The following is a 24,984-nucleotide window of genomic DNA, read 5'->3' on the forward strand; positions in this document are numbered from 1 at the left end:
TCTATTCCTCCGAAAAATGCTGTTCGATGGCGCCGAGAGCGCCGTATTGGACGATGTCGCGGTGGGCGGCCCGAAGCGCCGTGACGAACGCCTCGTCCGCCTGCCATTCAGGCCCGAAGACGCGACGGAATGTTAAAAACCGGTCGATGACCGCGTCCGGCTCCTCGCCGCTCCCGGTGGTCGCACCCCACTCCGCAAAGGCCGGATCGGCCATGACAATTGCCTCTCCCTCCTCGTTCAGCGCTGCGCAGGACCGTATCCACATCGCAACCGCAAAAAGAGCGGCCGTATTCGGCGCGCCTGCGGCACGCAGTTCCGCAAGCGGCGCGAGAATGCGTTGCGGCACTTTCTGTGAAGCGTCAGAGGCGATCTGGGCGGCGCGATGACGAAGGGCGGGGTTGGCGAAACGCTGGCGCAGACCGGCAACATAGTCCGGACCGCTGACGGCCGGGCTCAAGGTCGAACCGACCTCCCGCCAGTAATGGTCGACGTAACCGCGCACACGCGGATCGGCATAGATATCGGCGATCGTCTCAAGCCCGCTGCATTGACCGATTGCGGCCATGGCGGTGTGGGCGCCATTCAGCATCCTGAGCTTCATATGCTCATAGGGCTCGACCTCGTCAACGATTTCGGCACCTGACAGCTCGATGCCAGGGCGACCGTGCGGAAAGCGATCCTCGATCACCCAGCGGAAGTAGGGTTCCGCAATTACCGGCCAGGCATCCTCACAGCCGAGACGCGCCGTCACACGCTCACGGTCGGTAGCCGTGGTGGCGGGCACGATGCGGTCCACCATGACGCAGGGGCAGGAAAGATTTTCTGCGATGAAGGCAGCGAGATCCTCGTCGGTGATACCAGCCATCTCCACCAGAAGACGGTGCAGGATGCGTCCGTTGGACGGAAGATTGTCGCAGGAGAGCAAAGTCAGCGGCACAGCCCCCGCGGCCCGCCGGCGTCTTGTTGCTTCCAGCAGAAAACCGAGCGCGGAGCGCGGCTTTTGTGGATGCGCCAGATCATGAACGACATCGGGATGGTCACGAAGAAGCGCGCCTGCCGACAAATCGGCGAGGTAACCCTTTTCCGTCACCGTCAAAGTGACGATCCTGACACGCGGATCGGTCATGGCTTGCAGCAGCCGCTCCGGATCCTCAGGAGCGACGATGGTCTCGAGGATGGAACCGACAATCCGCAGCGTCTCGTTCTCACCGTCACGCAGGCAGAATGTATAGAGATTGTCCTGTGGCGCGATGGCATCGCGCGTATCGGGGCTGCGCAGCGAGGCAGCAACAATGCCCCAGCCGGTTTCGCCCCGCGCCAGGCAATCATCGATGAACACGGCCTGATGGGCGCGGTGAAAAGCGCCAACGCCGAGATGCACGATGCCCGGTGTCACCGCTTTGCGATCATAGGCGGGCAAAAGGACGTCGTTTGGCAGATGCGGCAACGCAAGGGACGAGAGGCGTTCTGTCATGATCATTTATCTCCGTATCTCAGCCGAATTGCAGGCCGCCATTCATGTCAACGACAGTGCCGGTCATGAAGCCGGACAGCGGCGAGGCGAGGAAACGTACGGTATGGGCCACCTCTTCCGGCTGGCAGAACCGCCCGACGGGAATGGCTGCGAGTTGCCGCTGACGGTCTTCCTCAGACAATTGCTCCATGATCATCGGCGAAACCACATAGGCCGGCGCGACCGCATTGGCGGTAACGCCGAAGGGCGCAAGTTCGCGGGCGGAGGAATAGGTAAGACCGACCATCGCCGATTTCGACACCGAATAGGCCGTGCCCGCCGTCAGTCCGCCGGACTTCCAGGCATAAGACGAGATGTTGATCAGCCGCCCCCAGCGGTTTTCCTTCATGGCGGGAACGACGGCCTGCGTCAGCAGCAGGGCGGCATCAAGATTGACGGCCATCAGCTTGTGCCATTCGTCAAGCGTGGTCGCGGCCAGTTTGTGCGGCGACAGTACGCCAGCATTGTTGACGAGAATGTCGATGACCTCGAAACGATTGGCGACATCTTTCATGACGGCCTGGAGTGCCGCCGCATCACCGAGATCGACGGCAATGGGGTCACAGGCGTTGCCAAACCCCTCCGCGAGCGCTGTAACAGCCTCAATATCGCGATCGAAGGCGAGCACCCTTGCCCCTTGCGCCACCAGCGCCGCAACCACGGCGCGGCCGATGCCGCCGCACGCGCCCGTCACGAGCGCGGTCTTGTGTTTCAGTTCCATTCCGTCTCCTCCACGTCCACTATCAAATGGACAAATGCTTGCGCTCTTCTTCGGGCAACTGTTCGTAGATCACGAAAACCATATCCAGATGCGTCACCAGCGCCCTTTCCGCGGCGCCGGCATCGCCCTGGTCGAGGGCGTCGACGACCGCCAGGTGCTCCTCGATCACGGCGGGCAGGCGCTCCGGTTTCGCCCAGTAGCGATGGAACCGCGACAGCGTCACCTTGGCGGCAAGGATTGCCTGCCATACGCCCTCGCGGCCGGAGAATGTGCCGAGCAGCCGGTGAAACGCCTCGTCGGCGTGGAAAAAGCCGTTGGCGTCGTTGGCGGCGATGACCCTTTCCTGCTCGGCGATGACATCCCGCATCGTCCGGCTCATCTCTTTCGTCCATTTCGGCGCAACTTCGCGCAGCAGCGCCACTTCCAGCGAACGGCGGATAAAATGGCTGTCCTGGATTTCACCGAGCCTGATCGGTGCGACGAAGCTGCCGAGCTGGGGATAGACATCCACAAGCCCCTCTTCAGACAGGCGCTGGATGGCGGCGCGCACCGGTGTGCGCGACACGGAAAACTGACGGCAGATCGAGTTCTCGCTGATCGGCGCACCCGGCGCCAGCCGCACTTCGACAATGGCCTGACGCAGGGCCGCATGAACCTGATCGGCCACGGATCCATAGCGGTTAACCACAAGCTCCACGCTTTCGATTCCAGGGCCCGAGGCCTCCTGATGGCCCCCGCGTCCGGCAAAGCCGGCATTGGTGTTTTTCGTCATGAACGCTCCCCCTTTTGAAAGGCCGTCGTGAAAATCTGATTGCAACTTGGATACAAGTATACTAGTGTCCATGGTGCTTACGCAAGTCGGCTGTTGGGAGAAAAAGCGATTAAGGGAGGTTCCAGTCGCTTTTTTTAAAGAAACAGGCCGTTTCATGGAGGAGAAAAACATGACGCATTTCATGCGCAGCCTCGTCGCTGCCGCAATCATCGGCGCTGGAGCCTGCGGTGTTGCGCAGGCGGCGGACGCCAGCAAGGTCGCCCTCGTTCCAGGCGGTCCGCACCCTTACTTCGCCGCCTGGGAGCAGGCCGGTAAGGACGCCGCCAAGGACTTCGGTCTGGCGGGCGCCGACTATAAGGTGCCGCAGAAATGGGAACTGGCACAGCAGAACCAGCTTCTAGAAAGCCTTCTGAGCCAGGGTTATAACGGCTTCCTGATTTTCCCCGGCGATCCCGTCGGCGCGGTCTCCACAGCCGAGGAACTGACCGGCAACGGCGCAAACGTGATTGCCGGCGCCGGCTGCTTCAAGGACCCTTCGCCTGCCGCTTTCTGCCTCGGCACCGATACCGGCAATTCGGCCTATCTCGGCACCAAGGAACTCATCAAGGCAATGGGAACGGGCAAAAAACGCATCGCCCATTTCACCGGCTTCCTTGTTGACCCCAACACCCAGCTTCGTATCGATGCCGTGAAGAAGGCGGCTGACGAAGGCGGTGCCGAGGTCGTTCAGGTCATCGCCGATATCGACGCGCCGGAACCGGCCGAGGAAAAGATCAATGCCTACCTCGCCGCCCATGCCTCGGAAGTGGACGGCATCGTTACCACGGCCTGGGTTCCGGCGGTCGTTGCTTCCAACGCGCTGCGCAAGATCGGCGACAAACGCATCCACATGGTCGGCATCGACCACGACGAAGTGGTGCTGAAAGCGATCAAGGATGGTTTCGTTGATGGTACGATGCTGCAGAACCCCTATGGCCAGGGTTATGTCGGCTCCTTCGCTTTGAGCAAATTGCAGTCCGGCTGCAAGGTGAAGGCGGACGCGCCGTTCAAGTCCAACGCACTGACGACCAAGTTCATCGATTCCGGCACGGCGTATGTCGATGCCAGCAAGGTCGATAACTATGTCGATGCCATGCGCGCCGAGACCAAAAAGCTGCTTGCGAACTTCGATGCGACGTATCTGAGCTGCAAATAATCAGGCTTTTTAACACCTGCCGGGCGGGCCGCGATCACGCCCGGCAATCCCGCACCGCCGAAAGCACGCCTTCCGGCGGCGGCGCAACGTCAAGGCGGACCGCCGAGGTCTGCGGGCCAAACAAATACCGGAACATTCTCATGACCGTGAACGATAGTTTGCTTACAAAAGGCGTGCAGGAGACAGAGGAACGCATGGGCTCGCGCATTTTGCAAAGCCGTTTTTTCCTCACCAATGAATTCGGCCTCATTCTGCTGATCGTCGTTTTCGCCATCATTTTTGGCGTGGCAGCCAGCGGCTTCCTTTCGCCTTTCAACCTGTTCACGCTCGGACGCAGTGCCGCAATCAACATCATGATCGGCCTGTCGATGATGGCGGTGATCGTGACCGGCGGCCTCAATCTTGCCGTTGGAGCGATCGGCGTCTCGGCAGCCATGGCCTGCGGTTATCTGATCGAGGTGCTTGGCATGCCATGGCCGCTCGCTGTCATTGGCGGTCTCGCCACAGGTGCAGCGCTCGGCTTCATCAACGGCTGGACCGTCATTCGCACGGGGCTGCACAGCTTCATCATCACGCTTGCCACCATGAGCATCTTTTTCGGGGTGATGATCTTCCTGACGCGGGCCGAGGCCTATCGCGGCCTGCCGCCGATCTTCGCAGCCTTCGGAAAGATGAAGCTCGCGACCTATTTCTCGCCGCTGCTTCTCGTCACGCTCGCAACTGCCCTCGCCCTGTCCTTTCTCTACCGGCGCACCGTTCTTGGCCGCGAAATGCTGGCGGCAGGCGCACGCCCGGAAGCGGCGGAACTTTCCGGCATCCGCGTCGACCGCATCTTTATTGCGTGTCACATGCTGTCGGGCCTGCTTGCCGCACTTGCTGCCCTGATGCTGGTGACGCGCACGGGCGCCGCCATTCCTTCCATGGCCGGCCAACTCGGGCAGGACTGGCTGTTGCCGGCCTTCCTGGGGCCTGTCCTCGGTGGCACGCTGTTGCAGGGCGGCAAGGTTTCGGTTCTAGGCACCTGTCTCGGCGCACTTTTGGTCACCATGCTGACCAGCGGCCTGCTGCTGCTCCAGCTCGGTGAATTCTGGGTCCAGACATTTCTTGGCCTGCTGCTGTTGCTGGCGGTTTTGATGGACAAGGCGCGGCGAAGCTATCTCGCCCGGCGCAATCTGGCTTGAGGACTGGACGATGACGACCGACAACACCCTTCTACGCCTTGCCAGAACCGACTGGTTCGGCCCCCTGCTTGTCACGGTGCTGGCAATTGTGCTGATCCGTGGCTTCAGCCCCAACTTCCTGTCTTCCTTCAACATCCAGATCCTGCTTCTGGCCATTTCGGTCAATGCGCTCATCGCCTTTTCACAGATGATCATCATCGCCATCGGCCAGATGAACCTCTCCGTCGGCGCAATCGGCGGCCTTGCGGCAATCTCCTTTGCAGGACTGATGGAGGTCTGGGGGCTTCCGGCACCGGTGGCTGCCATTGCCGCCGTGCTGATCGGCATTGTCTGCGGCATGCTCAACGGCCTGCTGATCGCCATCACCGGCATTTCCGCCTTCGTCATAACGCTGGCGACCCTGTCGATCTACAAGGGCATCAACCTCGGCATTACGCGGGCGGAGCCTTTCTATGGCATACCCGAGTCGGTGAAAGACTTCGGTTCGGCCCTCATTGCCGGGCCTATTCCGTGGCTCGCAGTCCCGACCATCGCCATCGCTTTCGCCCTGTGGTTCATGCTGCGACGCCAGCCGATAGGCCGCTTCATCCTTGCCATCGGCGGCAACAGCCATGCGGCGGAGCTTTCCGGCATTTCGGTGCGCATGACGGTGATCGTGGCGCATGGTATTTCCGGCCTTCTGGCATCGGTAGCGGGCATTCTGCTCGTTTCCCGTCTGCAGATCGGCCAGCCTTCGATCGGCGATGACTGGCTCATCCTGTCCTTTGCCGCCCCCGTCATCGGCGGCGCCGTGCTGGCCGGCGGGCATGTCAGCGTCGGGGCGACCCTGCTCGGCGTCGTCATCGTCGCCATCATCACGCAGGCACTGGTGTTGTTCTCCATCGATCCGTTCCTCGTGCAGGTGGTGCTGGGCGCACTGATCCTCGCCGCCGTCGGCATCAACCGCCTGCGCGAAACGCATCTCGGCAAAAAGACAGGGAAGGCCTGACATCATGGACAAACAACCCGTTTTTCAGGCGCGAAACGTCGAAAAAGTCTTTCCCGGCGTCAGAGCTCTCAAGGGCGTCAATCTTTCGCTGCAATCTGGCTCGATCCATGCCCTGCTCGGTGAAAATGGTGCCGGGAAGTCCACCCTGATCAAGGTCATCACCGGCGTCCATCATCAAAGCAGCGGCCAGATTCTCATCGATGGGCAGGAAGTGCGCTTCGGTAATCCGCGCGAGGCGATTGCCCGCGGCATCGGTGTCGTCCATCAGGAACGTAACCTCATTCCGCGCTTCTCGATTGCCGAAAATATCCACATGGAAAAGCTCGGCGCGCATTATCTCAAACCCATCGACTATGCCGCCCTGAACCGCGACGCGCGCCGCTGGCTTGAGGCACTCAATCTGGAAATCGATCCGGCAACACCGGTATCCGAGCTTTCCGTTGCGCAGATGCAGCTGGTGGAAATCGCCAAGGCGCTTTCACTGCAAAGCCGTGTGCTCCTCCTCGATGAGCCGACGACATCGCTGACGCCGAGCGAAACGGACAATCTCTTCCGCATTCTGCGACGCCTGCGCGACGATGGCGCAAGCCTCGTCTTCGTCAGCCACAAGCTGGAGGAGGTTCTCGACATCTGCGACCGGGTGACGGTGCTGCGGGATGGCGAAAACGCCTGCGAAAGCCGCTCGATGGAAGGGCTTGGACGTCAAGATCTCGTGCGACTGATGATCGGGCGCGCCGAAAGCGGCGGCGGCTGGTGCAAACGCACGGTCGAACACCATCCCATGGTGCTGGAACTTGAGGGCGTATCGACCGCGATCGGTCACCGCGATGTCAGCCTGTCCGTGCGCAAGGGCGAGATCGTCGGCCTTTACGGGCTGGTCGGCGCCGGTCGCACTGAACTCGCAAAATCGATCATGGGCAAATTCGCGGTCACGGCCGGCGACCTGCGTATTTCGGGCCGGCCGGCACGCATCCGCTCCGTTGCCGAAGCGATCCACGACTACGGTGTCGGTTATGTCAGCGAAGACCGCAAGGGCGATGGCCTCATTCTCCAGCACTCCGTTCTTGCCAATGCAGGCGTTCCCATCTGGCGCAAGCTCGCGAATGCGCTCGGCGTGCTGTCGGATGGGCGCATCCGCTCGGCGGTGACGCCTTTCCTGAAAAAGCTCGAAGTAAAGACCCCAAGCCTCAGCCAAACGGTCGGCAATCTATCGGGCGGCAACCAGCAAAAAATCAGTGTCGCCAAATGGCTCGCCGCCGACGTCAAACTGCTGATCGTCGATGAACCCTCCGTTGGTATCGACATCAAGACCAAGGCCTATCTGCATGATCTGCTGCGCGAGCTGGCAGATAGCGGCACCGCCATTCTCATCATTACCAGCGACATGCCGGAAATGGTGGCACTGGCGGATCGCATCGTCGTGATGGACCGTTACAGGGTGAAGGGCATCGTCGAAAACAACGGCATCTATGCCGATATGAGCCAGCACATCATGGCACACATTCACCATCCGCAGGAGAGCGAGGCCGGCCTCCTCACGGCATAGACGCTTCGCCGAAGACTTACGGTCGGCCCTGTGTTTCAGCCCCCGGAGGTGGGCGGCTGCGGTGCGCGCCCGCTTTGTGTAACGACGCGGACCTCGATCGCTTTACGAAGCCCTTGAAAAGGCGCTGTCATGACAGCCGCGATCGCAACCCTCACAAAACTTTGCTTGTTCATCCCGCCAATAGTGCCGGGCTTTCATTTGCCAGACGCAGCGGACTGGATTAGACGAATCCCGTTACACCGTGGAAACCGGCGACTTAATTTCGCCATCACGCCCGCCTTTTTGAAAGCCCGTTCGGGATATCTGCTTCTTTTCGAAGTTTGAGGAAAACAACATGGCCAATGCGACCACCGCCGACAACAGCCGCACGCTCGCCGCTCTCGGCGTCACGGCGGGAATGATCTTCACCGTCGGCTCCGCCCTCGGTTTTCAGCATATTGGCGGTTATACGCCCTGCGCGCTGTGCCTGCTGCAGCGCGATCCCTATTATTACGCCATTCCGCTGGGTATCTTGGCCATTGCGACCAGCATCTTCAAATTGCCGGTTCAGATCACCCGGTTGCTGCTTGCCCTTATCGGTGTGGCGATGCTGATCGGCGCCGGGCTCGGCGTTTATCACGCCGGTGTGGAATGGGGTTTCTGGGAAGGACCGATCACCTGCGCCACCGGGGCGCCTTCCATCACCACCAATGCCGGCGATTTACTGGGCAATCTGAACGCCATCAAGGCGCCTTCCTGCAACGACGCCGCCTTGCGGGTGCTCGGCCTTTCTTTTGCGGGCTGGAATGTCATCGCAAGCGTTGCACTTGCGGCAGTCGCCTTTTTTGGCGCGAGCCGTAAAAGCCGGTAAACGGAAAACCGCGTTGCAGTCCTTAAAAGATCAGGGCTGCAGCTCGGTATCCCAGTAAAGATAGTCCATCCAGCTTTCGTGCAGATAATTGGGCGGGAACAGTCGCCCGTTATTGTGCAAATCCTGAACCGTGGGCTGGAAGGGCTTCTGCGCCGGGAACATGCCCGCCTGCTTGGGAAGCTTGCTGCCTTTTTTAAGGTTGCAGGGAGAGCACGCCGCAACGACATTGTGCCACGTCGTTTCACCGCCGTGCGCGCGGGGAATGACGTGGTCGAAGGTCAATTCGTCCCGCGTGCCGCAATACTGGCATTCGAACTTGTCCCGAAGGAAAACATTGAAGCGTGTAAAAGCGGGGTTGCGGGTGGGCTGCACATAGGTCTTGAGGCTGACGACGCTCGGCAGCCGCATGGAAAAGCTGGGGGACGACACCGCATGATCATATTCTGCAATGATGTTCACACGGTCTAGAAAGACGGCCTTGATCGCGTCCTGCCAGGACCATAACGACAAGGGATAATAACTCAGTGGCCTGTAGTCTGCGTTCAGAACGAGCGCCGGCAGGGCCTGTGGTGAAACTGCAATCGTCAAGGGCTTCTCCTGAGCGATTCGGCATCTGCACTTGTATATTAGGTCCGTTGTTACAGGATTGTGAAGCCTATAAATGCAGCGGCGAAGAGCTTAATTTTTGAGCCCTGAAATGGCGTTTTTCGCATTCCTGACGATCAAGCGGCACGGTGGAGCCTCCTGGCCAGGGACACCGCGGGCCGATGCGGCAGGGAGGCGATTCGGGCCTTTGCCAGACACAAATCCTTCTCACACCGGACGCACTATCGGTGATATGATTACCCCCGACGGACCAATGGAACATCAATGCGCGCCCGGCATGGCAAATGTGCGGCGGCGTCCGTCATTTCGTCAATGGAGGAACGGTCATGAGGTTGGGCAGGCGGCAAGCGGCAGCATTGCGGGGCAGCCTCGCGGCCGGCGTGCTCGTCGCCGTGATCGGTCTCTTCGCGTGCGCCCATGCCCAGCAGTACCAGAATTACGAAGTGACGCCGGATGGCCGCGGCGGAGCGCAGGGAACGATCGGCGGGCGCAATTTCGAAATTTACCGAAATTACGACCGGCCGCCGGTAAACCGCGCCTCCCCCGATACACGGCGTGAACTCAGGCGCGCTGTCCCGCAGCAAACCTGTATCATCGACACCGAGGGTAGAACCCGCTGCAGGTGAGCGCGAGCCCAATTTTCCGACTGTTTCTAGCACGCTGCAACAAAATTAGATTTCGTTAAAATGCAATCTATCGACTTAAACGGCCCGCAAGAATGGGTCGCTATGGTGCCAGGCATAAGAGACGACAATTGTGCAGGGGCAAGGACATGGCGAAGAAAACAATCCGTCTGGCAAAGATCTTTGCCGTCGCTGCCAGCGTGGCGGCAAGTATTGCGACAACGGCATCGGCCGTCCAGCTCGGCGGCCTCACCCAGAAACCCGGCGCATCGCGGCCTGGCCAGTTCATGACCACGAGCCGCCCGACCATCGCGCCCATTGCCTTTGCGAAATTCTGCGAGAGCGCCGCCGACCAGTGCCTCCGGATCGGCGACCGCGATATGGTGGAACTGAGCAAACAGAAGCGCGCGGAACTCCAGCGCATCAACGCCGAGATCAACACGTCGATAATCTATGCCAGCGAACAGGACGGCGACGACGACTGGAAACTGAACCCGGCAAGCGGCGACTGTGAAGATTTCGCGGTGACCAAGCGGCAACGCCTCCTGCGCGCCGGCTGGCCCTCAGGCGCGTTGCGCATCGCAACGGCGCGCACGACGGATGGCACAGGACACGCCGTTCTGGTCGTCAGCACCAGCCAGGGCGATCTGGTGCTTGATAACCGCACCAATGTCGTCAAGCCATGGAAAGCGGTGGATCTGAAATGGATCAAGATCCAGTCGCATGAGAACCCGCGCATCTGGCTGAAACTCTAGACCGTCAGTCCTGCACTCGTGGGCTTCCTTCGTGGGGGCTTCGACACGGGCTTTGACGCAGGATGCGACAGCCGTTTCCAACGCCCTTGACCTTGTGCGGCAGAGACAGTATCGGCAGCTATGCCCAAGGTATTCAACTGGATTCGCGGTCGTAAGCAACCAGCCCCCCGCGACGACCGGAGGCGGCGTAGAATAGACCTTGGCGACAAGCCGGCCACTTTCCCTATTTACGCCATTGGCGACGTGCACGGCTGCCTCGATCTGCTTTTGCAGGCGGAGCGGAAAATCCTCGCCGATCTGGGACCCGAGCCCGCACCCGCGCTGGTCGTTCTCCTCGGCGACTATGTCGATCGCGGACGGGACTCCCGTGGCGTTCTCGAACATTTGCTGCAGCCCCCGCCCGCGCCGCTGCGCCGTATTGCGCTTTGCGGCAACCATGAGCAGCTCTTCCATGATTTTCTCGAAAGTCCGCAGCAGAATATGCACTGGCTGGACTTCGGCGGCCGCCAGACACTTCTGTCCTACGGGGTCGATATCGACTATTTCATGAATAAAGGCCGTCTCAGGCTACAGCCTTTCAGGGATGCGCTGCTAGGCGCGATCCCGCAGCCGCATCGCCAGCTTTTATCCAGCCTGCCCGTCTATGCCCGCATCGGCTCCTATATCTTCGTGCATGCCGGCTTGAGACCGGGATTGCCGCTTGATGCGCAGACCGATGAGGACATGCTCTGGATCCGTGAGCCTTTCCTCTCACAGGGAGCCGGACTCGACCTGCTCGTCGTCCATGGACACACACCAGTGGAGCAACCGGAGACCGGCCCGCAGCGCATCGGCATCGACACCGGCGCTTACACCACGGGCAGGCTCACCATTCTCAGGCTCTCGGATGCGGGCCTGCACCTGATCGGCTAAGCCTCGGTCAGATTTTCACCAGCGGCTCGCGCTCGTAGGTCTGGTGGAGCATTTTCACGAAAGAAGGCGCCACGGGCACGCGATGCGGCCCCAGAGCTTCGACCGGAATGCCAGGTGTCAGGGAATTCATCACGACCGCGCCCTTGATATCGCCGAGATCGGCGGGACGGATCAGTTGCTCGCGCTGAGCGATGCCGAGCGCGTCGAGCTGGCGGCGAATGATGCTCATCGTGATACCAGCAAGGAAGGCGGCCCTTGGCCAGACCACCGCCTCGCCATCCCAAAAGGCCATATTCCAGATGGTTGCTTCGCTCAGATATCCCCGCGCGTCAACAAAGGCCGCATCGTCATATCCACCCTCGACGGCCTTGCGAAGGAAATAGGTTTTTGATGCTTCACCCACATGTTTGATCGTTGCGAAGGGGCGTTCATGGTTGACGAGTGCCAGACGCAGGGATTGTTTCGGATCATCAAAGGCAGGCGTTGTGCGAACGAGAATGGCGGGGTCGTTCTCTGCTCCCGTCCGAGTGAATTCCCCACTGCGCGAAAACAGGGTAGCCGTCAGGGACAGGGCCGGCGGGCCTGCATGGATCGCTGTCCGCAACCGGTCGCGCACCAGATCATCCGGCAGGGCTCTGCCGAAAAACTCTTGCGACGCCGATTTCAGTCGGGCGAGATGCAAATCCAGCCCGCGCGCGGCGCCGTCCCGCACCTGCATGGCGGTGAAATGCGCAAAACCTGCGAAGGCCAGAGGTGATAAGTCTTGTGCGGTCGCCGTCCGGCCATCGAGTTCGGTACGAAAGTGGGATTTTCCAGTCATTTTCAAGCTCCTGAAGCGTGTTTACATATTGGAGCGTCTTCCCTACAGTCTGACAGCGCTGTCAGAGTCAAGGGCTGAAAATGAAGATCGGCGAACTCTCCCTGAAAACAGGTGTAAGCATTAGAATGCTCCGCTATTACGAGGCCGAAGGCCTTCTCACGCCCGGCCGCACGAAGGCCGGATATCGGGACTACAGTGTCGCCGACGTCGATACCGTCGAGCGCATCCTTCTGCTCGGCAATGCCGGCATGACCCTCGCCAATGTCAGGGAGTTCCTGCCCTGCTCCCTTGATCAGCGGCAAGCCTTCCAGCCATGCGACGAATTGAAATCAAAACTGCGGATGCAGATCGGCAGGGTTGAAGAACAGATGAACGGACTTTCCAGGAGCCGGAAGCTGCTCACAGACATTCTGGCAACCTTCGAAAAATCCACTCCGGCTTCAGGCCGCCGGTAAGTCTCTGTGTCAGCGATGGCCATCCCCGCTTTACGGAGCGGGCGGCGGACAGTCATCTCCACCGCCACATCAGTTAACCGGGGATAAGGCCGATCCTCAGACACCATTAATAGCTTCGAGCCAGATACCGACGGCGACCGCGCCCCTATCGAGATGACCGACCACCCACTCACCGAGGTAACTTGCGCGCCCGAGCCGTGGCTTCATCGAGGCTGCCGCCTCTGCGCGCTGCATCGTCGACTTGCAAGACCGACAACGAAAAACCCGGCATATCGAGGGCCGAAGGAAGGTGCCGGCCCAGGCGCGTTCCACGACGACACCTTTCGCCTCCAGCAGCACGACCGCCGACCGTGCCCACGATAGCGAGTTCCATCGGCGGCGTTGCCCCTAGGCCATTGACCAGCAGCGCGACGCGATCGCCGCCAGCGAGCTTGCCGTCGGCCTCGATCGTTTCGATCACCAACTTCACGAGCGCGTCAGCCGAGGCGATGGGCATCCGCTGCACGCCCTGTTCACCATGGATTCCGAGCCCGACTTCAATCTCGGTCTTACCCAGCACGAAGCCCGGCTTGCCGACAGCCGGCGGCGTGCAGGAGCCCAGCGAGACACCCATCGAAGAGAGCTTGGGCCGGCGTCCCGGGCGATGCCGGCCACCTCTTCAAGAGCAAGCCCCTTTTCCGCTGCGGCCCCGGCGAGCTTGTGGACGAGCACCGTTCCCGCAATCCCGCGGCGGCGATCGACGGGAACCGTATCCTTCAAGGCAACGTCGTCGGCGACGACAACGATCTCGACAGGGATTCCTTCGGCTCTCGCCAGCTCCGCCGCCAAGCCGAAATTCAGCCGGTCGCCGGTATAGTTCTTGACGATGACCAGCGCACCGACATAACCGGCATGGGCAGGCTCATGTCCGCTGCCGCCGCCCGAAAGCACCGCCACCCTGCGCTTCTCCGCCTCGGGCAGCCCGGATCGAATGACCACGTTCCCATCCGGAAGCAGAATGGTTTGCGGGCTGAGCGCCACGACGCCCTCCAGCATGTCCCGGACAACGGTGGATGGATCGTTGATAAGCTTCTTCATGCCTTACTCCTCGATGCAGTGCGTCGGCGGGCGGGCGGTATTCTGGCATTTACGCGCGCTGGAAAACGCGTAGATGCGGTTTGAACAGTGAACAAGCATGGTCTCCTCGCCGATTGCAAGCGTCGGAAATGCACGGCAAAGCTTCAAGCACGAAACAGGACTGGCCTCCTCACTGAGGTAATTGTCGGCAGACTTGTGGTCAGCCCGCTTCCGACATTGTATAGAATGCCGGTGATCCCTTTTGTTCCCGCCGGGCTTCCCGAACGCGAAGACAACACTGAAATAACCAGACGCAACCCACCACCTGATCAACCTCAACAACCAGCATCAAGGAAACACATGAGCGCTGCGTATTATACGTCGGCCATTGCGGTCGCTGCTGCGGCAGGGGTGGTTATCAGGCCGTTCCGGTGGCCCGAGGCCGTATGGGCCGTCGCAGGAGCGCTGCTGATCCTCGCGCTGGGCATTTTGACTCCTGCGGAAGTCTGGTCAGGGGTGATCAAGGGTCTCGACGTTTACCTGTTCCTGACCGGCATGATGTTGCTGTCTGAGCTTGCCCGGCGTGAAGGTCTGTTCGACTGGGTCGCCGCCGTTGCGATCTCTTACGCCAGAGGGTCGGCGCGGCGCCTCTTCGTGCTGATCTACCTGATCGGCGTCGTCGTGACCGCGCTTCTCTCCAACGACGCAACCGCCGTCGTCCTGACGCCTGCCGTTTATGCGGCCTGCCGTGCCGCCAGGGTCAAGGATCCGCTTCCTTACCTTTATATCTGCGCCTTCATTGCCAATGCGGCGAGTTTTGTGCTGCCGATCTCCAACCCTGCCAACCTCGTCATTTTTGCCGGCGGCGAGATGCCGCCGCTGTCCCGCTGGCTGGACACGTTCCTGCTTCCGTCGATTGCGGCAATTCTTGTCACCTTTCTTGCGCTTTACTGGTCGCAGCGCCGTGTTCTCGCGGAAGACACCGTCGCGGATCGGGTGGAACGCCCGACCCTCAGCCTGCCGGCGAAACTGGCGGGCGTCGGCCTGCTGGCAACCGCCGCCGTGCTGCTGTCAGCCTCTGCATTCCACATGGATCTCGGCCTTCCGACGTTCCTCGCTGGCGTAATCACGACTATCCTCGTTCTTGCCATCGTGCGGCAGAACCCGGTGGAGATCATCAAGGATGTGAGCTGGGGTGTGCTGCCGCTCGTTGCGGGCCTGTTCGTCATCGTCGAAGCCGTTAGCCATACGGGCATCACCGCCGTGGTCGCCGAGCAATTGAAGGCGCTGAGTGAACATTCGCAGGCACAGGCCATTGGGATCGGCGGCGTCGCCGTCGCGCTTTTTTCCAACCTCGTCAACAACCTACCGGCTGGTCTTTTCGCCGCAAGTGCCGTTCAGGCTGCACAGGTGCCGGACAATGTCACTGCCGCTGTTCTGATCGGGGTCGATCTGGGACCGAACCTGTCGGTCACGGGCTCGCTTGCAACCATCCTTTGGCTGTCAGCACTCCGGCGCGAAGGCCTGCATGTGCGCGCGCTGGACTTCCTCAAACTGGGCGCCCTTGTCATGACGCCGGCCTTGCTGGCGTCGCTTGCAACGTTGCTGCTCTGACACGCGCATGAGGACGCCGTGAGAGGGCGTGAAGCGGCGCCGTAACGCCGCTTCCGGTCTCCTATCGGACTCCTCGTTGATCTTGTCGATCAGCTGCATGAGGATGTCCGAGCACGCCTTCATCGGCTCGTCATCGGCACATTTGACATCGATCTTGCTATCGCCCTGCTCGAGGCGGAAATTCGCGCCCTTTGACGGCGGTTGTGGAGGCGACGCATCGGGGCGACCCATACCATCCGCCGGACCGGGCGGCGGCGGCTGTTGGGCAAAAGCGATGAAGGTGGATGCGCCCGACGAAAGCGAGGGCGCGGCTGGCAAGAGGGTTAAGGCCACCATCAATCGTATCGACATGCAGATGGACAGCCGCAAACTCGATTTCGGCATAAACGGCATGCCGGTCGAAAATGGCGACAACTCGATCAAGGTCGATGAGGCAAGCCTCAAGGGCTTTGACTGGAGTTCGTCGATCAAGGCAATTTCCGAGCTCGCCGGGCTCGATGATACCGAGATCGAGACCTTTCCGTTCAACCGTCTGACACCGGAACTCGGAACGATCCGTGTTGGCGGCATCAATGTCGATGTGGCCGCGCCCGAAAAATCGGACGAGGAGGCAAACGAGGAAACGAAAGGCACGCCGGAGCGCGTCAAGTTCACACTCAAGAAATGGGGCTGACAAAACCCTTCAACGGCATTCCGACCGACATTACGATCCGGCAGGACGATCTGACTCTTCCCATCCCGGCGGACTCGTCGGAGGAGGTTCTTGTTGAAGCGCGCAAGCTGGGCATCGAGTCGTTCACCCTGTCTTATGGCCTTTCCGCGGGTTGGGACGAACCGAACAACAATCTGATGATCCGGGAAATCTGCTTCAGCGGCAAGGATATTGGCAGCGTCAATTTCTCCGGTCTCGCGAACGGGTTTACGGAAGAATTCTTCTCCTTCGACATCGGTCGCGCCCAGGCCGCACTCTTCGGGCTTGCCGGCAGCGAGGTGAAACTCACGATCAAGGACGAAGGTTTGAGGGCCAAGGCGATCAAGCTTTATTCTTTGGAAAACCACATGAGCGAGGCAGAGGTTCGCGCCAACCTGACATTGGTGGCAAGTGCCCTGCTGCAACAGGTCGCGGCTGAACAGCCGAAACTGCAAAATGCGGTGGAGGCGCTCGGCCGCTTCATCAGCACACCGGGAACGCTGACGGTCACGGTCAAATCGACAGGTGCAAATGGCCTCGGGCTTCCGGTTTATGGGACGCGCCGTTTCGTGTCAGGTTGCCGGTTGCCGCCATCTCTGCAGGGCTTCCTGCCCGGCCTCGGTCAGGCCGTAGACTCCCCGATCGAGCCGTTCGAACCAGCCATAGACATTCGCGAGCAGGATTTTGCCGGCATCCGGGACGCTGGACCTGATCTGGCGTACGCGCAAGGGGCCTGATGCCAACGCCTCTGCGCAGCCGAGTGCCTGCTGGCGATAGGCGGTCATGATCGGCGCGCGTGTGCTGCCGCCCACTGCCGGATCGCCACGCCGCCTCTGGTGTTCGCGCATCAGCCGGGAGCGCCGTTTCGGATTGGTGCGCGGCATGGGGGTCACGGAGCCGACGAGAATGCTGACATCGCCGGCATCGGAAATACCGAGCATGCCGATCCCGAGCCTGCGGCAGAGATCCCGGTAACGTTTGTCAGCCTCACGGCCCCTGCCCTTGGCCGAGACCCGCGCCGCGATCCAGACCTCATCTGCGACAGCCGCCCGATCGACAGCCTGCAGGATAAGTTCCAGATTAAAGCTCAGTTTCAGCTCACAGATCACGACAACAGCCGGGTCGTCGTCGCTCAGACCCACAAGGTCACAACCACCAACTTCACCCTTGACGGTGTAACCAGCCTTTTCAAGAAAGCCTTTGACGGGCAGATAAAGCGACGTTTCCATATACCAGCGGGTTCAAGTGACGATCCGGCCCCTGAATACATCGATCCGCCCACCAAGAACAACCCTTTGACGGGCGCAGCGACGGACATCACGGATTATCGGTCCCCTCGGCGGGAGACGGCATCCAGCGGAAAACTCATACCTTATTCAGGCTTCCTGCCGGTCAGAATATTATTCAGCACCGTCATTTGCTGGCGGTTCCACTCAATCGCGTCCTCGAAGGCTTTGTTTCCCAGTTCCTGGCGCTGTTCCTGGCTCGCGGCCAGTTGCAGGATTGCGTCGGCAAAAGCCTGATGATCGCCATCGCCGACAATGACCACGCCGCGCCGGTATCGTTCCGAAAGTCCCCTCGCACCTGTCCGGGTGCTGATCGTGGGAACACCTGCGGCGAGAGCGTCGAGCAATTTTATGTTGATGCCCGTTCCAAGCGTGATGGGATTGATCGAGAGTGGCGCACGGGTGAAAGCTTCTTTCAGGCTGTCCACACGGCCAAGTTTGACAACACCGTCCCTATCCCCGATCTTGCCGCATATGCTGCCAGCCACGACCAGGCGAATATCCGGCCGTGTCGCCCTGACGATCGGCAGGACGTTGTCAATGAAGCCCGTCAGGGAAATGATGTTGGCGTCATTGCTGGAACCAAGAAATAGGAAGTCGCTCGAACTGAGGTCTTCCACTCGTCCGTCAAGATCGAGAATATGGCTGACGGTTGCAACAGCTGGCGGCTCTTTGCCGAGCCGCTGCCTGAACGTCCGCTCCTCCTCTTCCTGGATGGCGATAACCACATCTGCACGGCGGAAAGCCTTGCATTCCTTCTCCGGCGGAACCGAGAACCAATAGCCGTATTTGTTGGCCGTGTTGATGAAGGCCTTATGTCGGTCCGCGAAGGAATCATGGGTGTCGAGAATTCGCAGCACATCGTCCGGCAAACCAACAAACGCCCGCGAATGAAAGGCATATTCGACAATGACGGCATCGATGCCAAGTCGACGCTGAATATCCCTCACCTGCCGGCCGATTTCCGGGTAATAGAACTCGTCGAGATAATTGTAAAAACCGCTATCGCGGCCCAGAAGCCGATGAACCTTTCGGACCGCCCGGAAGGCTTTATGGCTGAACTTGAAACCAAAATCCGCGACAAATCGGGTTTTCCAGCCTTCGCGACGCCGGGTTATCTTGTGGAAACATGCGGGGGTAAATTCGGTGGCATGGGCCTCTTCCTCAAAATCCAGCACCATCGGTGTGTCGACATAAACGAAATGAACCTCGTGACCAAGCGCCCGCACGGAGCGAGTCAACTGGAGTATTCTGCTGCGATTTCCCTCGCTGGCAGGTACCGCCGGAATGGCTGAGATGAAAGCGATTTTCATACGTTGATCAACGTTCTCTGGAAAAGGTTTCGAATAATCTGAAGTTGTTTTTTGACAGGCCGAGTACGTCAGGCAATTTCTGTCGTACCCGTTCACCAATGTTGTCAACCTGATCGACGAATTGCAGCAAGGCGTCTCTGAGACCCTGATCCGTGTAGAAGGCGGACGGTGACAGCAATTCGGATGTCGCCAAACCAAAATGCTGATATAGCCCTTCGAATTTCCCCTGATATGCGACGCATATCACAGGGACGCCTTTCCCCAGCCCGGCTATGGCCAGATGCATTCGGCCACTGACAATTCCATCAAGCTTGCCAGCGATGCCTTTCAGGACCGGGGCTGACCACTCGCCGTCCAGATATCGAACCCGATCTGCCAGTGAATCAGGCACGAGAGCGGCGACCCCCTGAAGACACAACTGATCACCAAAACCCTCACGGTAATCATGTGGAATAAGCAACCAGCACACTGGCCGCTCATCAGCGACAAACCGCAGCGCCTCCGCTCCGCGTCTGATGATCGTATCGATCTGGCTCCGGTCCGCATCCTTGAAGAGCATGGGATGAAGGTTGAAACCCATCACCCTGTAGCCCTCGGCACGCTTTCGCGCGATCCAGCTGCTCGTCTCTTCATCAGGCTCCGACGAAACGAGACTGAACGCCGAATCAGCCACCAGCGCCGCATTTGTCGTCGCGAAGGATTGCAGGCGGGCAAGGGAGACGGGGTCACGCACATTGATCGAAACACGCGGATGAAGCGCGCTGTAAAACATCGAAAGAGCAGGATGGGGCGTTTCGTTAAAGCTGAAGCCAAGGATTACATTTTTGATTCCAGCCGCTGCCGCCAAGTCCGCAGCAGCCAGCAGTTTTGCGCTGACCAAGGCGTTGTAGTAGCCGTCCATAACGTCAGCGCCAACGACAACCACACAATCGTATTTTCGCGTTTTGAATTGATGCTGCAACGCACTGACAAAATCAGGCCTTCCAAAAATATCGACAGGAAAAAAGCCGCGCGCTTTTAAAATATCTGCGCATTCCAACCCGTTAACCATAACATCGACGTCGACATCTTCGTTTATTGCGCGGGCGTGTTGCGCAACCGCGGTAATCATCGCATCATCACCGATGGAGCCAAAAACCGTCTTGGGATCGCAGGCCACGATTAGAAGACGCCTAAGAACAATGCTCTCGGGCCGCGCGAATCGCAGCTTACGCTTCTCCTTCTGCAAAGCCCGAAAGAACTCGTCCATAGTGGGTTCCCTGTTGCGGCGCTCGTTATATTTGACCCATTCCCGATGCAGCGGTGCGGGGATTATCTTTTTGACGAGCTTACGCATGCGCTTCCTTTCGTGAGAGCACTTTGCTCATGACGAATATCAGGGCTGATCGAGCCTGTGTCCGGGCGAACAGCGCCATGAGTGAGAGGTAAGTGACAATAAACGTGGACCCCAGCAGGAGGCCGGACATGAAATCGCCCAGACCCAAACCGGCGACTTCAGGGCGCATCCATTGAATCAGCACAAAGCACAGGCCGCTGGAGGCAAAACTCGGCAGCAGCACAAGTGCTATGCGCCGGAGTGGGACGTTGAGCTCGCGGGAAACAAAAAAGAAGGTGAAGGGCGTGGACGCGAGTTGTCCGAAAACATAGACCATCACGAGTTCGCCGATATTGTGTGTCGGTATCAGGAGAATCATGAGAATTGTTGCAATCGATTTGACGGTGCCGGCAATCAGCACCTTGTTCGGGCTGCCGCGCGCGGAGAGAAACGGACCATTTTGAAACTGCACGCATTGCAGGGCGCCAAGAAGAAGCAGGGGCCGCGCGATCTCATCTGCCCCTTGCCATTGTACCCCGAACAGAACGCGGCAAATCTCCGGCGCCACCGCGGCTAAAAGCACGAAGGCCGGTGTCGAGACAATTGCAGATATCGCAATCAGTTGCTTGTAGAGTTCCGCCATGCGCTCGCGCTCATGCGAGACGCGGGACAGGACCGTCAACGAAACGTCATAAAGCGCCGATTGAAGCAGCTGCATCATGAGCTGGTAGAGGCGGCTACCAACAGTGTAAAGCCCGAACACGGCGACGCCATAACGTCCCAGAATGATAAAATCGATCAGGCGCGTTGAAGCGAATTCCACAATACGCAGGCTCAGCGCCGAGGAACCGAAACGAATCAACTGGATAAAAGTGTCGAGTTTAAGGGTCGTTCCCGGAAGCCAGTGCGGCTTTCGCCATAGCCAGACGAGATTGACGACGGTCGCGACATAGCCCTGAACCACCAGGCTCCAGACGCCCATGCCCGTGATCGCGAAAACAATCGCCACCCCACCGCCGACGATGTTCGAGATGAAGGTTCTGATTGCCAGCGGTTTGAAAGCCAAAGCACGGCGATAATTCACCTCCTGAAACATCGAAGCCGTGTTCAGCGGCAGCAATATGCAGATCGCCACGATGACCGGCGCCAGCCCTTCGACCTCGAACCAGCGTTCCAGTTCCGGTGAAAACACGCAGACGGCGATAGCCAGCAGCGTTGCGACCGTGACCGAGGCATAAAAGGGCAGATTGACGTCGCCGGGTTCCAGGTTGCGTTTCTGCACGATCGCGTCCGCGAATCCGAACTCCGACACCATCTGGATCAACATCAGCACCAGCCCGGCGGTGGCGACCATGCCATAATCGGTAGGGCTGAGAAAACGGGCCAGAACGATGAAGAGAATGGAGGTGAAAAGCTTACCGCCCCAGTTCTGGACGATGGACCAGAAGACACCCGTAACGGCGGCGTTGCCTATCGACGTAGCTTCGGACATCAATCCACCATCCGTAAACCCGGCCGAGTCGACGCACCATGCGCAACCGCCGCAAAACAGTCGACGCCCAGGCCGTGAAAGCGGAGGCTGCCCTTATTGCTTCCCGCCATATGCCCTCTCCTTCAAAGAAAACCGCGGCAACGGACCGGGTCCGTTGCCGGTTAAGATGCACGCAGGGTTCGGCTTTGCCTGCTGCTCGTCAGGACGTCCTCATAGAGTTTCACATAATTTTCGCCGACCCGACGCGAGGTGGATTCCTCGACGATGTTTCCGAAATCCGCCTCCGTCGGCAATTCTTCGCGCGAGAGCGTCAGCACGCGGCGGATACGGGCGGCAAGGTCGGTGGCGTTGCCCGGTTCGAACAGCCAGTCATGGTTGGTCTCGCCGATCAGCTCCGGAATGCCGCCGGAGGCTGCGCCGATGACCGGCACGCCCATGGCATAAGCCTCGTAGATCGTGCGTGGCGAAGGCTCGGCCCAGAAGGAAGGGACGATGAGCACATCGATCTCTTCGAGAAACTCCTTCGGTTTCGCCCAGCCGACGAATTCGATCGGCAGATCGCCGGCCTGAGCCGTGAAACGCTCGATCGAATCGTCCATCGCATGGCCGGCGACCAGACAGCGCCAGTTCCCGTGACCGATTTCCCTGAAGGCATCGACCATGTTGCCGACGCCTTTTTCCGTATTGATACGGCCGATATAACCGAAAGTCAGCGGCCGGCCAGTGCGGTCGATCTGCCGGCGGGCGACCGGATCGCCCTCCGGAACCGTGCAGGAATAAAAGATAACGCGGCGCAGGTTTTCCGGGATGTGACGGAAAAGCCCGTGATTGACATGCGTCTTGAGGATTTCAGTGCCGACGCTTGCGACAGCGCTGATATAACGCTGGGTGAATTTCTTGGTGAAATTCACCGCCTGACAGCCGAGATGGATGTGCTCGCAGGGCTTACCGCCCTTGAACATGGCGGCATTGCCGCACAGGAGATCATATTCGCAGATCGTGTGAACGATCGGAATGCCGCGCTTATGCGCCGCCCGCCACACCAGCGTCGTCACATCCAGCAGCGAATGGGTGTTGAGAACGTCAGGCTTGAAATCGTCGAGGACGGCCTCGAACTGTTTTTCGACGTCGAAATTCCACTGCTGCTTGAGCTTCTGCATGCGCCGCTGCTGCGGCGAATATTGCGGCCAGTCCTCAAGCCAGAAATCGTTATTATGGAACATGCGGTAGACGGAGACGCCGTTGCGCATGGTTTTCGGTTCGGCCTGCCGCTCGATACAAGCGGCGCCGACCGTATGTCCCATGGAGACGAGTTCCTCGGCGAGATGTTCGACCGAACGCTCGCATCCACCAACGATATGCGGCGGATAAAGGCTGCTAAGATGGAGAATTCTCATGCGGATACGCTCTGTTTTCCTTCATCGAAAATCTATGGCGTCCATCCCGGGCTCGTTTGTCTCCCTTCATTCCAGGAGACTAGTGAGACATCTGCAAAAATATAAAGAGCCGGAGCAGAACTAATGTTTGAAAATATGAATTACCAAAATCTACTTTTCAAAAAGCACGGGAATCGACGCTATTTCAAGTGATTTTTTTTGCGGCGCGGCAAAAGCCATGCGGTGTTGCGAAAAGAACCGACCTCGTGTTACGGTTTAGCCACTTTAAAGTGCAGGCAATCGGCAATCGGTTGCGTTGCAGGCAATGATTTAACTGAAATTCATAATATCATTTTATTTCAAAGAGATGGATTTTGGGCGGCCGCAAATGCCAAGATTTCCGGACCATTTTGATATCGAGACCGGGCAACCGTGACCGCCATTCAAACGGCGACGCCCATGTGACGGCGTCTGTCTTATCGTTTCTCAAGGAGGCGCAGATGAATGGAAGAACGCCAGCCACGATGGGTGGCCTGACGCGGCGCAACCTGCTTTCAGCAGCACCCCTTGCATTGGTCGCCGCCTCGGGTCTTAGCGCTACTTCGGCAAGGGCGCAGAGACTTGCTTCGGCCGGTACCGAAGCCTTTCTCGACAGTGTCGGGGTGTGCGGTCACTTCACCCGCCCCACGGGCGTCTATCCGGAACGGTTCGACCGGATCGTGCCCGAGCTCGAAGCGCTGGGCGTCCGGCATCTGCGTGACGACGGGCTCATCGCCGCGAGAGACAGTCGCGACAGCCCCGTCTTTCGGCGGCTGCGACGGATCGTGGCGGCTGGCGTTCGCCTCACCGTCATCTGTTACGACAATCTCAACCCTTACGTTTCCACGCCGCTCGACAGACTCACGGATTTTTACGATTGGTGCGATGCGGGTATCGATATTTTCGAAGGCAGCAATGAACCCAACCTGACGAAGGACCCGCAAAATGCTCCGCGCATTTCGGCGGAGCATCAGGCGGCGCTGCACGACACCATCCGCTCGGTTCCGCGCCTGAGTGCGGTGCCCGTTGCGGCGCCAAGTTATGTCCTGTCGAACAGAGCGCTGGCGCTGGACCTGAAAAATGCCTGCGATTACGGCAATATCCACCCTTATGCCGGGATGGAGCATCCCGAAACCACCGGTCCGGGGGCGCTCTCTAAATCCGTCGCCGCTTCGGCGCATATAGCGGCCGGCAGGCCGGTGCTCGCCACGGAAATGGGTTACCATACCTCTCTGCAGACCAGGACATTTCATTTCCCCGTCACCGAAGGCATCAAGGCGCGCTATATGCCGCGCATGCTGCTCTGGTGTTTCATCAGCGGCATCCGCCGGTCCTACATCTATGAAATGGTTTCAAGCTTCGCCGCCGATGAGACAAACCCGGAATCCTCCTTCGGCCTGCTGCGCCATGATCTAAGCCGCACCCCCGCTTACGGGGCCGTTCGCAGCCTTCTTTCCCTTTGCAGGGCGGAACGGCAGACCGGACCGGCGGAACGACAGCTCGATTTCCTTACCGCCGATTCCCAAAGGTTGACCCTGCACCTTACAAGACCGGACGGTGCTCTGCTCGTGCCTGTCTGGCTTGGAATTTCCGGCTGGCAGTGGCCAGCCCGCATCGAAAACCCGCCCGCCGAACGGGTTGCCACATTTTCGGTGGCCGGCCAGCATAGTCACGTTATCGCACACCGTTTCCGCGATGACGGCTCCGTGAGCCAGCAGACAATGACGCAGGAAAGCGGGCAATACCGGCTTTCCGTCAGCGACCAGCTTACGGTTCTGGAAGTCTTCTGACTGATGCGGAGGAAATGCCGCATCGCAAAATTGTGTGTATCGCGTCGCGCCATTGCATGATAGCCTGCTTGAATA

Annotated in this window: 23 protein-coding genes and 2 pseudogenes; 12 read left to right on the forward strand and 13 right to left on the reverse strand. The window is 59.4% G+C overall.

Annotation, left to right across the window (positions count from 1 at the left end):
- Window position 1: 1 nt before the first annotated feature.
- From BS627_RS21400 to BS627_RS21410, 3 genes are read right to left on the reverse strand one after another with little or no spacing between them, the layout of a single operon-like run.
- Complete coding sequence (locus tag BS627_RS21400; protein WP_077985323.1) at window positions 2–1,474, reverse strand: mannitol dehydrogenase family protein; 1,473 nt, start codon at window positions 1,472–1,474, stop codon at window positions 2–4.
- A 19-nt stretch (window positions 1,475–1,493) separates the two neighbouring features.
- Window positions 1,494–2,234 (reverse strand): SDR family NAD(P)-dependent oxidoreductase, encoded by a 741-nt coding sequence (locus BS627_RS21405; protein ID WP_077985161.1) that lies wholly within the window; start codon window positions 2,232–2,234, stop codon window positions 1,494–1,496.
- 22 nt (window positions 2,235–2,256) lie between these two features.
- Window positions 2,257–3,006 (reverse strand): GntR family transcriptional regulator, encoded by a 750-nt coding sequence (locus BS627_RS21410; RefSeq protein WP_077985162.1) that lies wholly within the window; start codon window positions 3,004–3,006, stop codon window positions 2,257–2,259.
- 154 nt (window positions 3,007–3,160) lie between these two features.
- Here BS627_RS21410 and BS627_RS21415 point away from each other — a divergent pair, with 154 nt between their 5' ends.
- From BS627_RS21415 to BS627_RS21435, 5 genes are all read left to right on the forward strand, one after another.
- Complete coding sequence (locus BS627_RS21415) at window positions 3,161–4,201, forward strand: sugar ABC transporter substrate-binding protein (protein WP_077985163.1); 1,041 nt, start codon at window positions 3,161–3,163, stop codon at window positions 4,199–4,201.
- 140 nt (window positions 4,202–4,341) lie between these two features.
- A complete protein-coding gene (locus tag BS627_RS21420) occupies window positions 4,342–5,382 on the forward strand; it encodes an ABC transporter permease (protein ID WP_077985164.1) in 1,041 nt (346 codons plus the stop codon).
- Between the two features lie 10 nt (window positions 5,383–5,392).
- Complete coding sequence (locus tag BS627_RS21425) at window positions 5,393–6,370, forward strand: ABC transporter permease (protein WP_077985165.1); 978 nt, start codon at window positions 5,393–5,395, stop codon at window positions 6,368–6,370.
- A 4-nt stretch (window positions 6,371–6,374) separates the two neighbouring features.
- The gene (locus tag BS627_RS21430) at window positions 6,375–7,916 is read left to right on the forward strand and encodes a sugar ABC transporter ATP-binding protein (protein WP_077985166.1); all 1,542 of its coding nucleotides are present in this window, start codon (window positions 6,375–6,377) and stop codon (window positions 7,914–7,916) included.
- Window positions 7,917–8,250: 334 nt separating this feature from the next.
- Window positions 8,251–8,766, forward strand: coding sequence for a disulfide bond formation protein B (locus BS627_RS21435; protein WP_035264342.1), 516 nt, complete (start codon window positions 8,251–8,253; stop codon window positions 8,764–8,766).
- A 30-nt stretch (window positions 8,767–8,796) separates the two neighbouring features.
- Here BS627_RS21435 and BS627_RS21440 read toward each other — a convergent pair whose 3' ends face one another.
- Complete coding sequence (locus BS627_RS21440) at window positions 8,797–9,354, reverse strand: HNH endonuclease (protein ID WP_003585610.1); 558 nt, start codon at window positions 9,352–9,354, stop codon at window positions 8,797–8,799.
- Between the two features lie 344 nt (window positions 9,355–9,698).
- Here BS627_RS21440 and BS627_RS21445 point away from each other — a divergent pair, with 344 nt between their 5' ends.
- The 3 genes from BS627_RS21445 to BS627_RS21455 all read left to right on the forward strand — a co-directional run bounded on the left by BS627_RS21445 (window position 9,699) and on the right by BS627_RS21455 (window position 11,662).
- Window positions 9,699–9,998 (forward strand): hypothetical protein, encoded by a 300-nt coding sequence (locus tag BS627_RS21445; protein WP_077985324.1) that lies wholly within the window; start codon window positions 9,699–9,701, stop codon window positions 9,996–9,998.
- Window positions 9,999–10,144: 146 nt separating this feature from the next.
- A complete protein-coding gene (locus BS627_RS21450; RefSeq protein ID WP_077985167.1) occupies window positions 10,145–10,750 on the forward strand; it encodes a transglutaminase-like cysteine peptidase in 606 nt (201 codons plus the stop codon).
- A 120-nt stretch (window positions 10,751–10,870) separates the two neighbouring features.
- Window positions 10,871–11,662, forward strand: a complete 792-nt coding sequence (locus tag BS627_RS21455) for a metallophosphoesterase family protein (protein WP_077985168.1) — start codon at window positions 10,871–10,873, stop codon at window positions 11,660–11,662.
- 7 nt (window positions 11,663–11,669) lie between these two features.
- Here BS627_RS21455 and BS627_RS21460 read toward each other — a convergent pair whose 3' ends face one another.
- Window positions 11,670–12,482: an aminotransferase class IV family protein gene (locus BS627_RS21460; protein ID WP_077985169.1), complete on the reverse strand. Its 813-nt coding sequence runs from the start codon at window positions 12,480–12,482 to the stop codon at window positions 11,670–11,672.
- Between the two features lie 80 nt (window positions 12,483–12,562).
- On the opposite strand from BS627_RS21460, the gene BS627_RS21465 reads away from it, so the two are divergent.
- Window positions 12,563–12,937 (forward strand): MerR family transcriptional regulator, encoded by a 375-nt coding sequence (locus tag BS627_RS21465; RefSeq protein WP_077985170.1) that lies wholly within the window; start codon window positions 12,563–12,565, stop codon window positions 12,935–12,937.
- Between the two features lie 96 nt (window positions 12,938–13,033).
- Here the strand turns inward: BS627_RS21465 and BS627_RS25105 are convergent, their stop codons facing one another.
- The 3 genes and pseudogenes from BS627_RS25105 to BS627_RS24975 all read right to left on the reverse strand — a co-directional run.
- Window positions 13,034–13,171, reverse strand: coding sequence for a DAK2 domain-containing protein (locus BS627_RS25105; RefSeq protein WP_077985171.1), 138 nt, complete (start codon window positions 13,169–13,171; stop codon window positions 13,034–13,036).
- The gene (locus BS627_RS24970; RefSeq protein WP_276327109.1) at window positions 13,107–13,550 is read right to left on the reverse strand and encodes a dihydroxyacetone kinase subunit DhaK; all 444 of its coding nucleotides are present in this window, start codon (window positions 13,548–13,550) and stop codon (window positions 13,107–13,109) included. Before BS627_RS24970 ends, BS627_RS25105 begins: the two co-directional genes overlap by 65 nt.
- 77 nt (window positions 13,551–13,627) lie before the next feature.
- Window positions 13,628–14,014, reverse strand: a pseudogene (locus BS627_RS24975) (dihydroxyacetone kinase subunit DhaK); the annotation flags it as partial.
- A 339-nt stretch (window positions 14,015–14,353) separates the two neighbouring features.
- On the opposite strand from BS627_RS24975, the gene BS627_RS21480 reads away from it, so the two are divergent.
- Complete coding sequence (locus tag BS627_RS21480; RefSeq protein WP_077985172.1) at window positions 14,354–15,607, forward strand: arsenic transporter; 1,254 nt, start codon at window positions 14,354–14,356, stop codon at window positions 15,605–15,607.
- A 277-nt stretch (window positions 15,608–15,884) separates the two neighbouring features.
- Window positions 15,885–16,843, forward strand: a pseudogene (locus BS627_RS25030) (hypothetical protein); the annotation flags it as partial.
- 27 nt (window positions 16,844–16,870) lie between these two features.
- Here BS627_RS25030 and BS627_RS21490 read toward each other — a convergent pair.
- From BS627_RS21490 to BS627_RS21510, 5 genes are all read right to left on the reverse strand, one after another.
- Window positions 16,871–17,527 (reverse strand): DUF2161 domain-containing phosphodiesterase, encoded by a 657-nt coding sequence (locus tag BS627_RS21490; protein WP_077985173.1) that lies wholly within the window; start codon window positions 17,525–17,527, stop codon window positions 16,871–16,873.
- A 143-nt stretch (window positions 17,528–17,670) separates the two neighbouring features.
- Complete coding sequence (locus BS627_RS21495; RefSeq protein ID WP_077985174.1) at window positions 17,671–18,897, reverse strand: glycosyltransferase family 4 protein; 1,227 nt, start codon at window positions 18,895–18,897, stop codon at window positions 17,671–17,673.
- A gap of 7 nt (window positions 18,898–18,904) precedes the next feature.
- Window positions 18,905–20,233, reverse strand: coding sequence for a polysaccharide pyruvyl transferase family protein (locus BS627_RS21500; protein ID WP_077985175.1), 1,329 nt, complete (start codon window positions 20,231–20,233; stop codon window positions 18,905–18,907).
- A complete protein-coding gene (locus tag BS627_RS21505) occupies window positions 20,226–21,704 on the reverse strand; it encodes a lipopolysaccharide biosynthesis protein (protein WP_077985176.1) in 1,479 nt (492 codons plus the stop codon). Before BS627_RS21505 ends, BS627_RS21500 begins: the two co-directional genes overlap by 8 nt.
- Window positions 21,705–21,865: 161 nt before the next feature.
- Window positions 21,866–23,101: a glycosyltransferase family 4 protein gene (locus BS627_RS21510; protein WP_077985177.1), complete on the reverse strand. Its 1,236-nt coding sequence runs from the start codon at window positions 23,099–23,101 to the stop codon at window positions 21,866–21,868.
- A gap of 479 nt (window positions 23,102–23,580) precedes the next feature.
- Between BS627_RS21510 and BS627_RS21515 the strand changes: the two genes are divergently transcribed.
- Complete coding sequence (locus BS627_RS21515) at window positions 23,581–24,909, forward strand: hypothetical protein (RefSeq protein ID WP_077985325.1); 1,329 nt, start codon at window positions 23,581–23,583, stop codon at window positions 24,907–24,909.
- The last annotated feature ends 75 nt before the right edge of the window (window positions 24,910–24,984 follow it).

Origin of the sequence: Agrobacterium salinitolerans, from assembly GCF_002008225.1 — a bacterium.
In the GTDB taxonomy this organism is placed as follows: domain Bacteria; phylum Pseudomonadota; class Alphaproteobacteria; order Rhizobiales; family Rhizobiaceae; genus Agrobacterium; species Agrobacterium salinitolerans.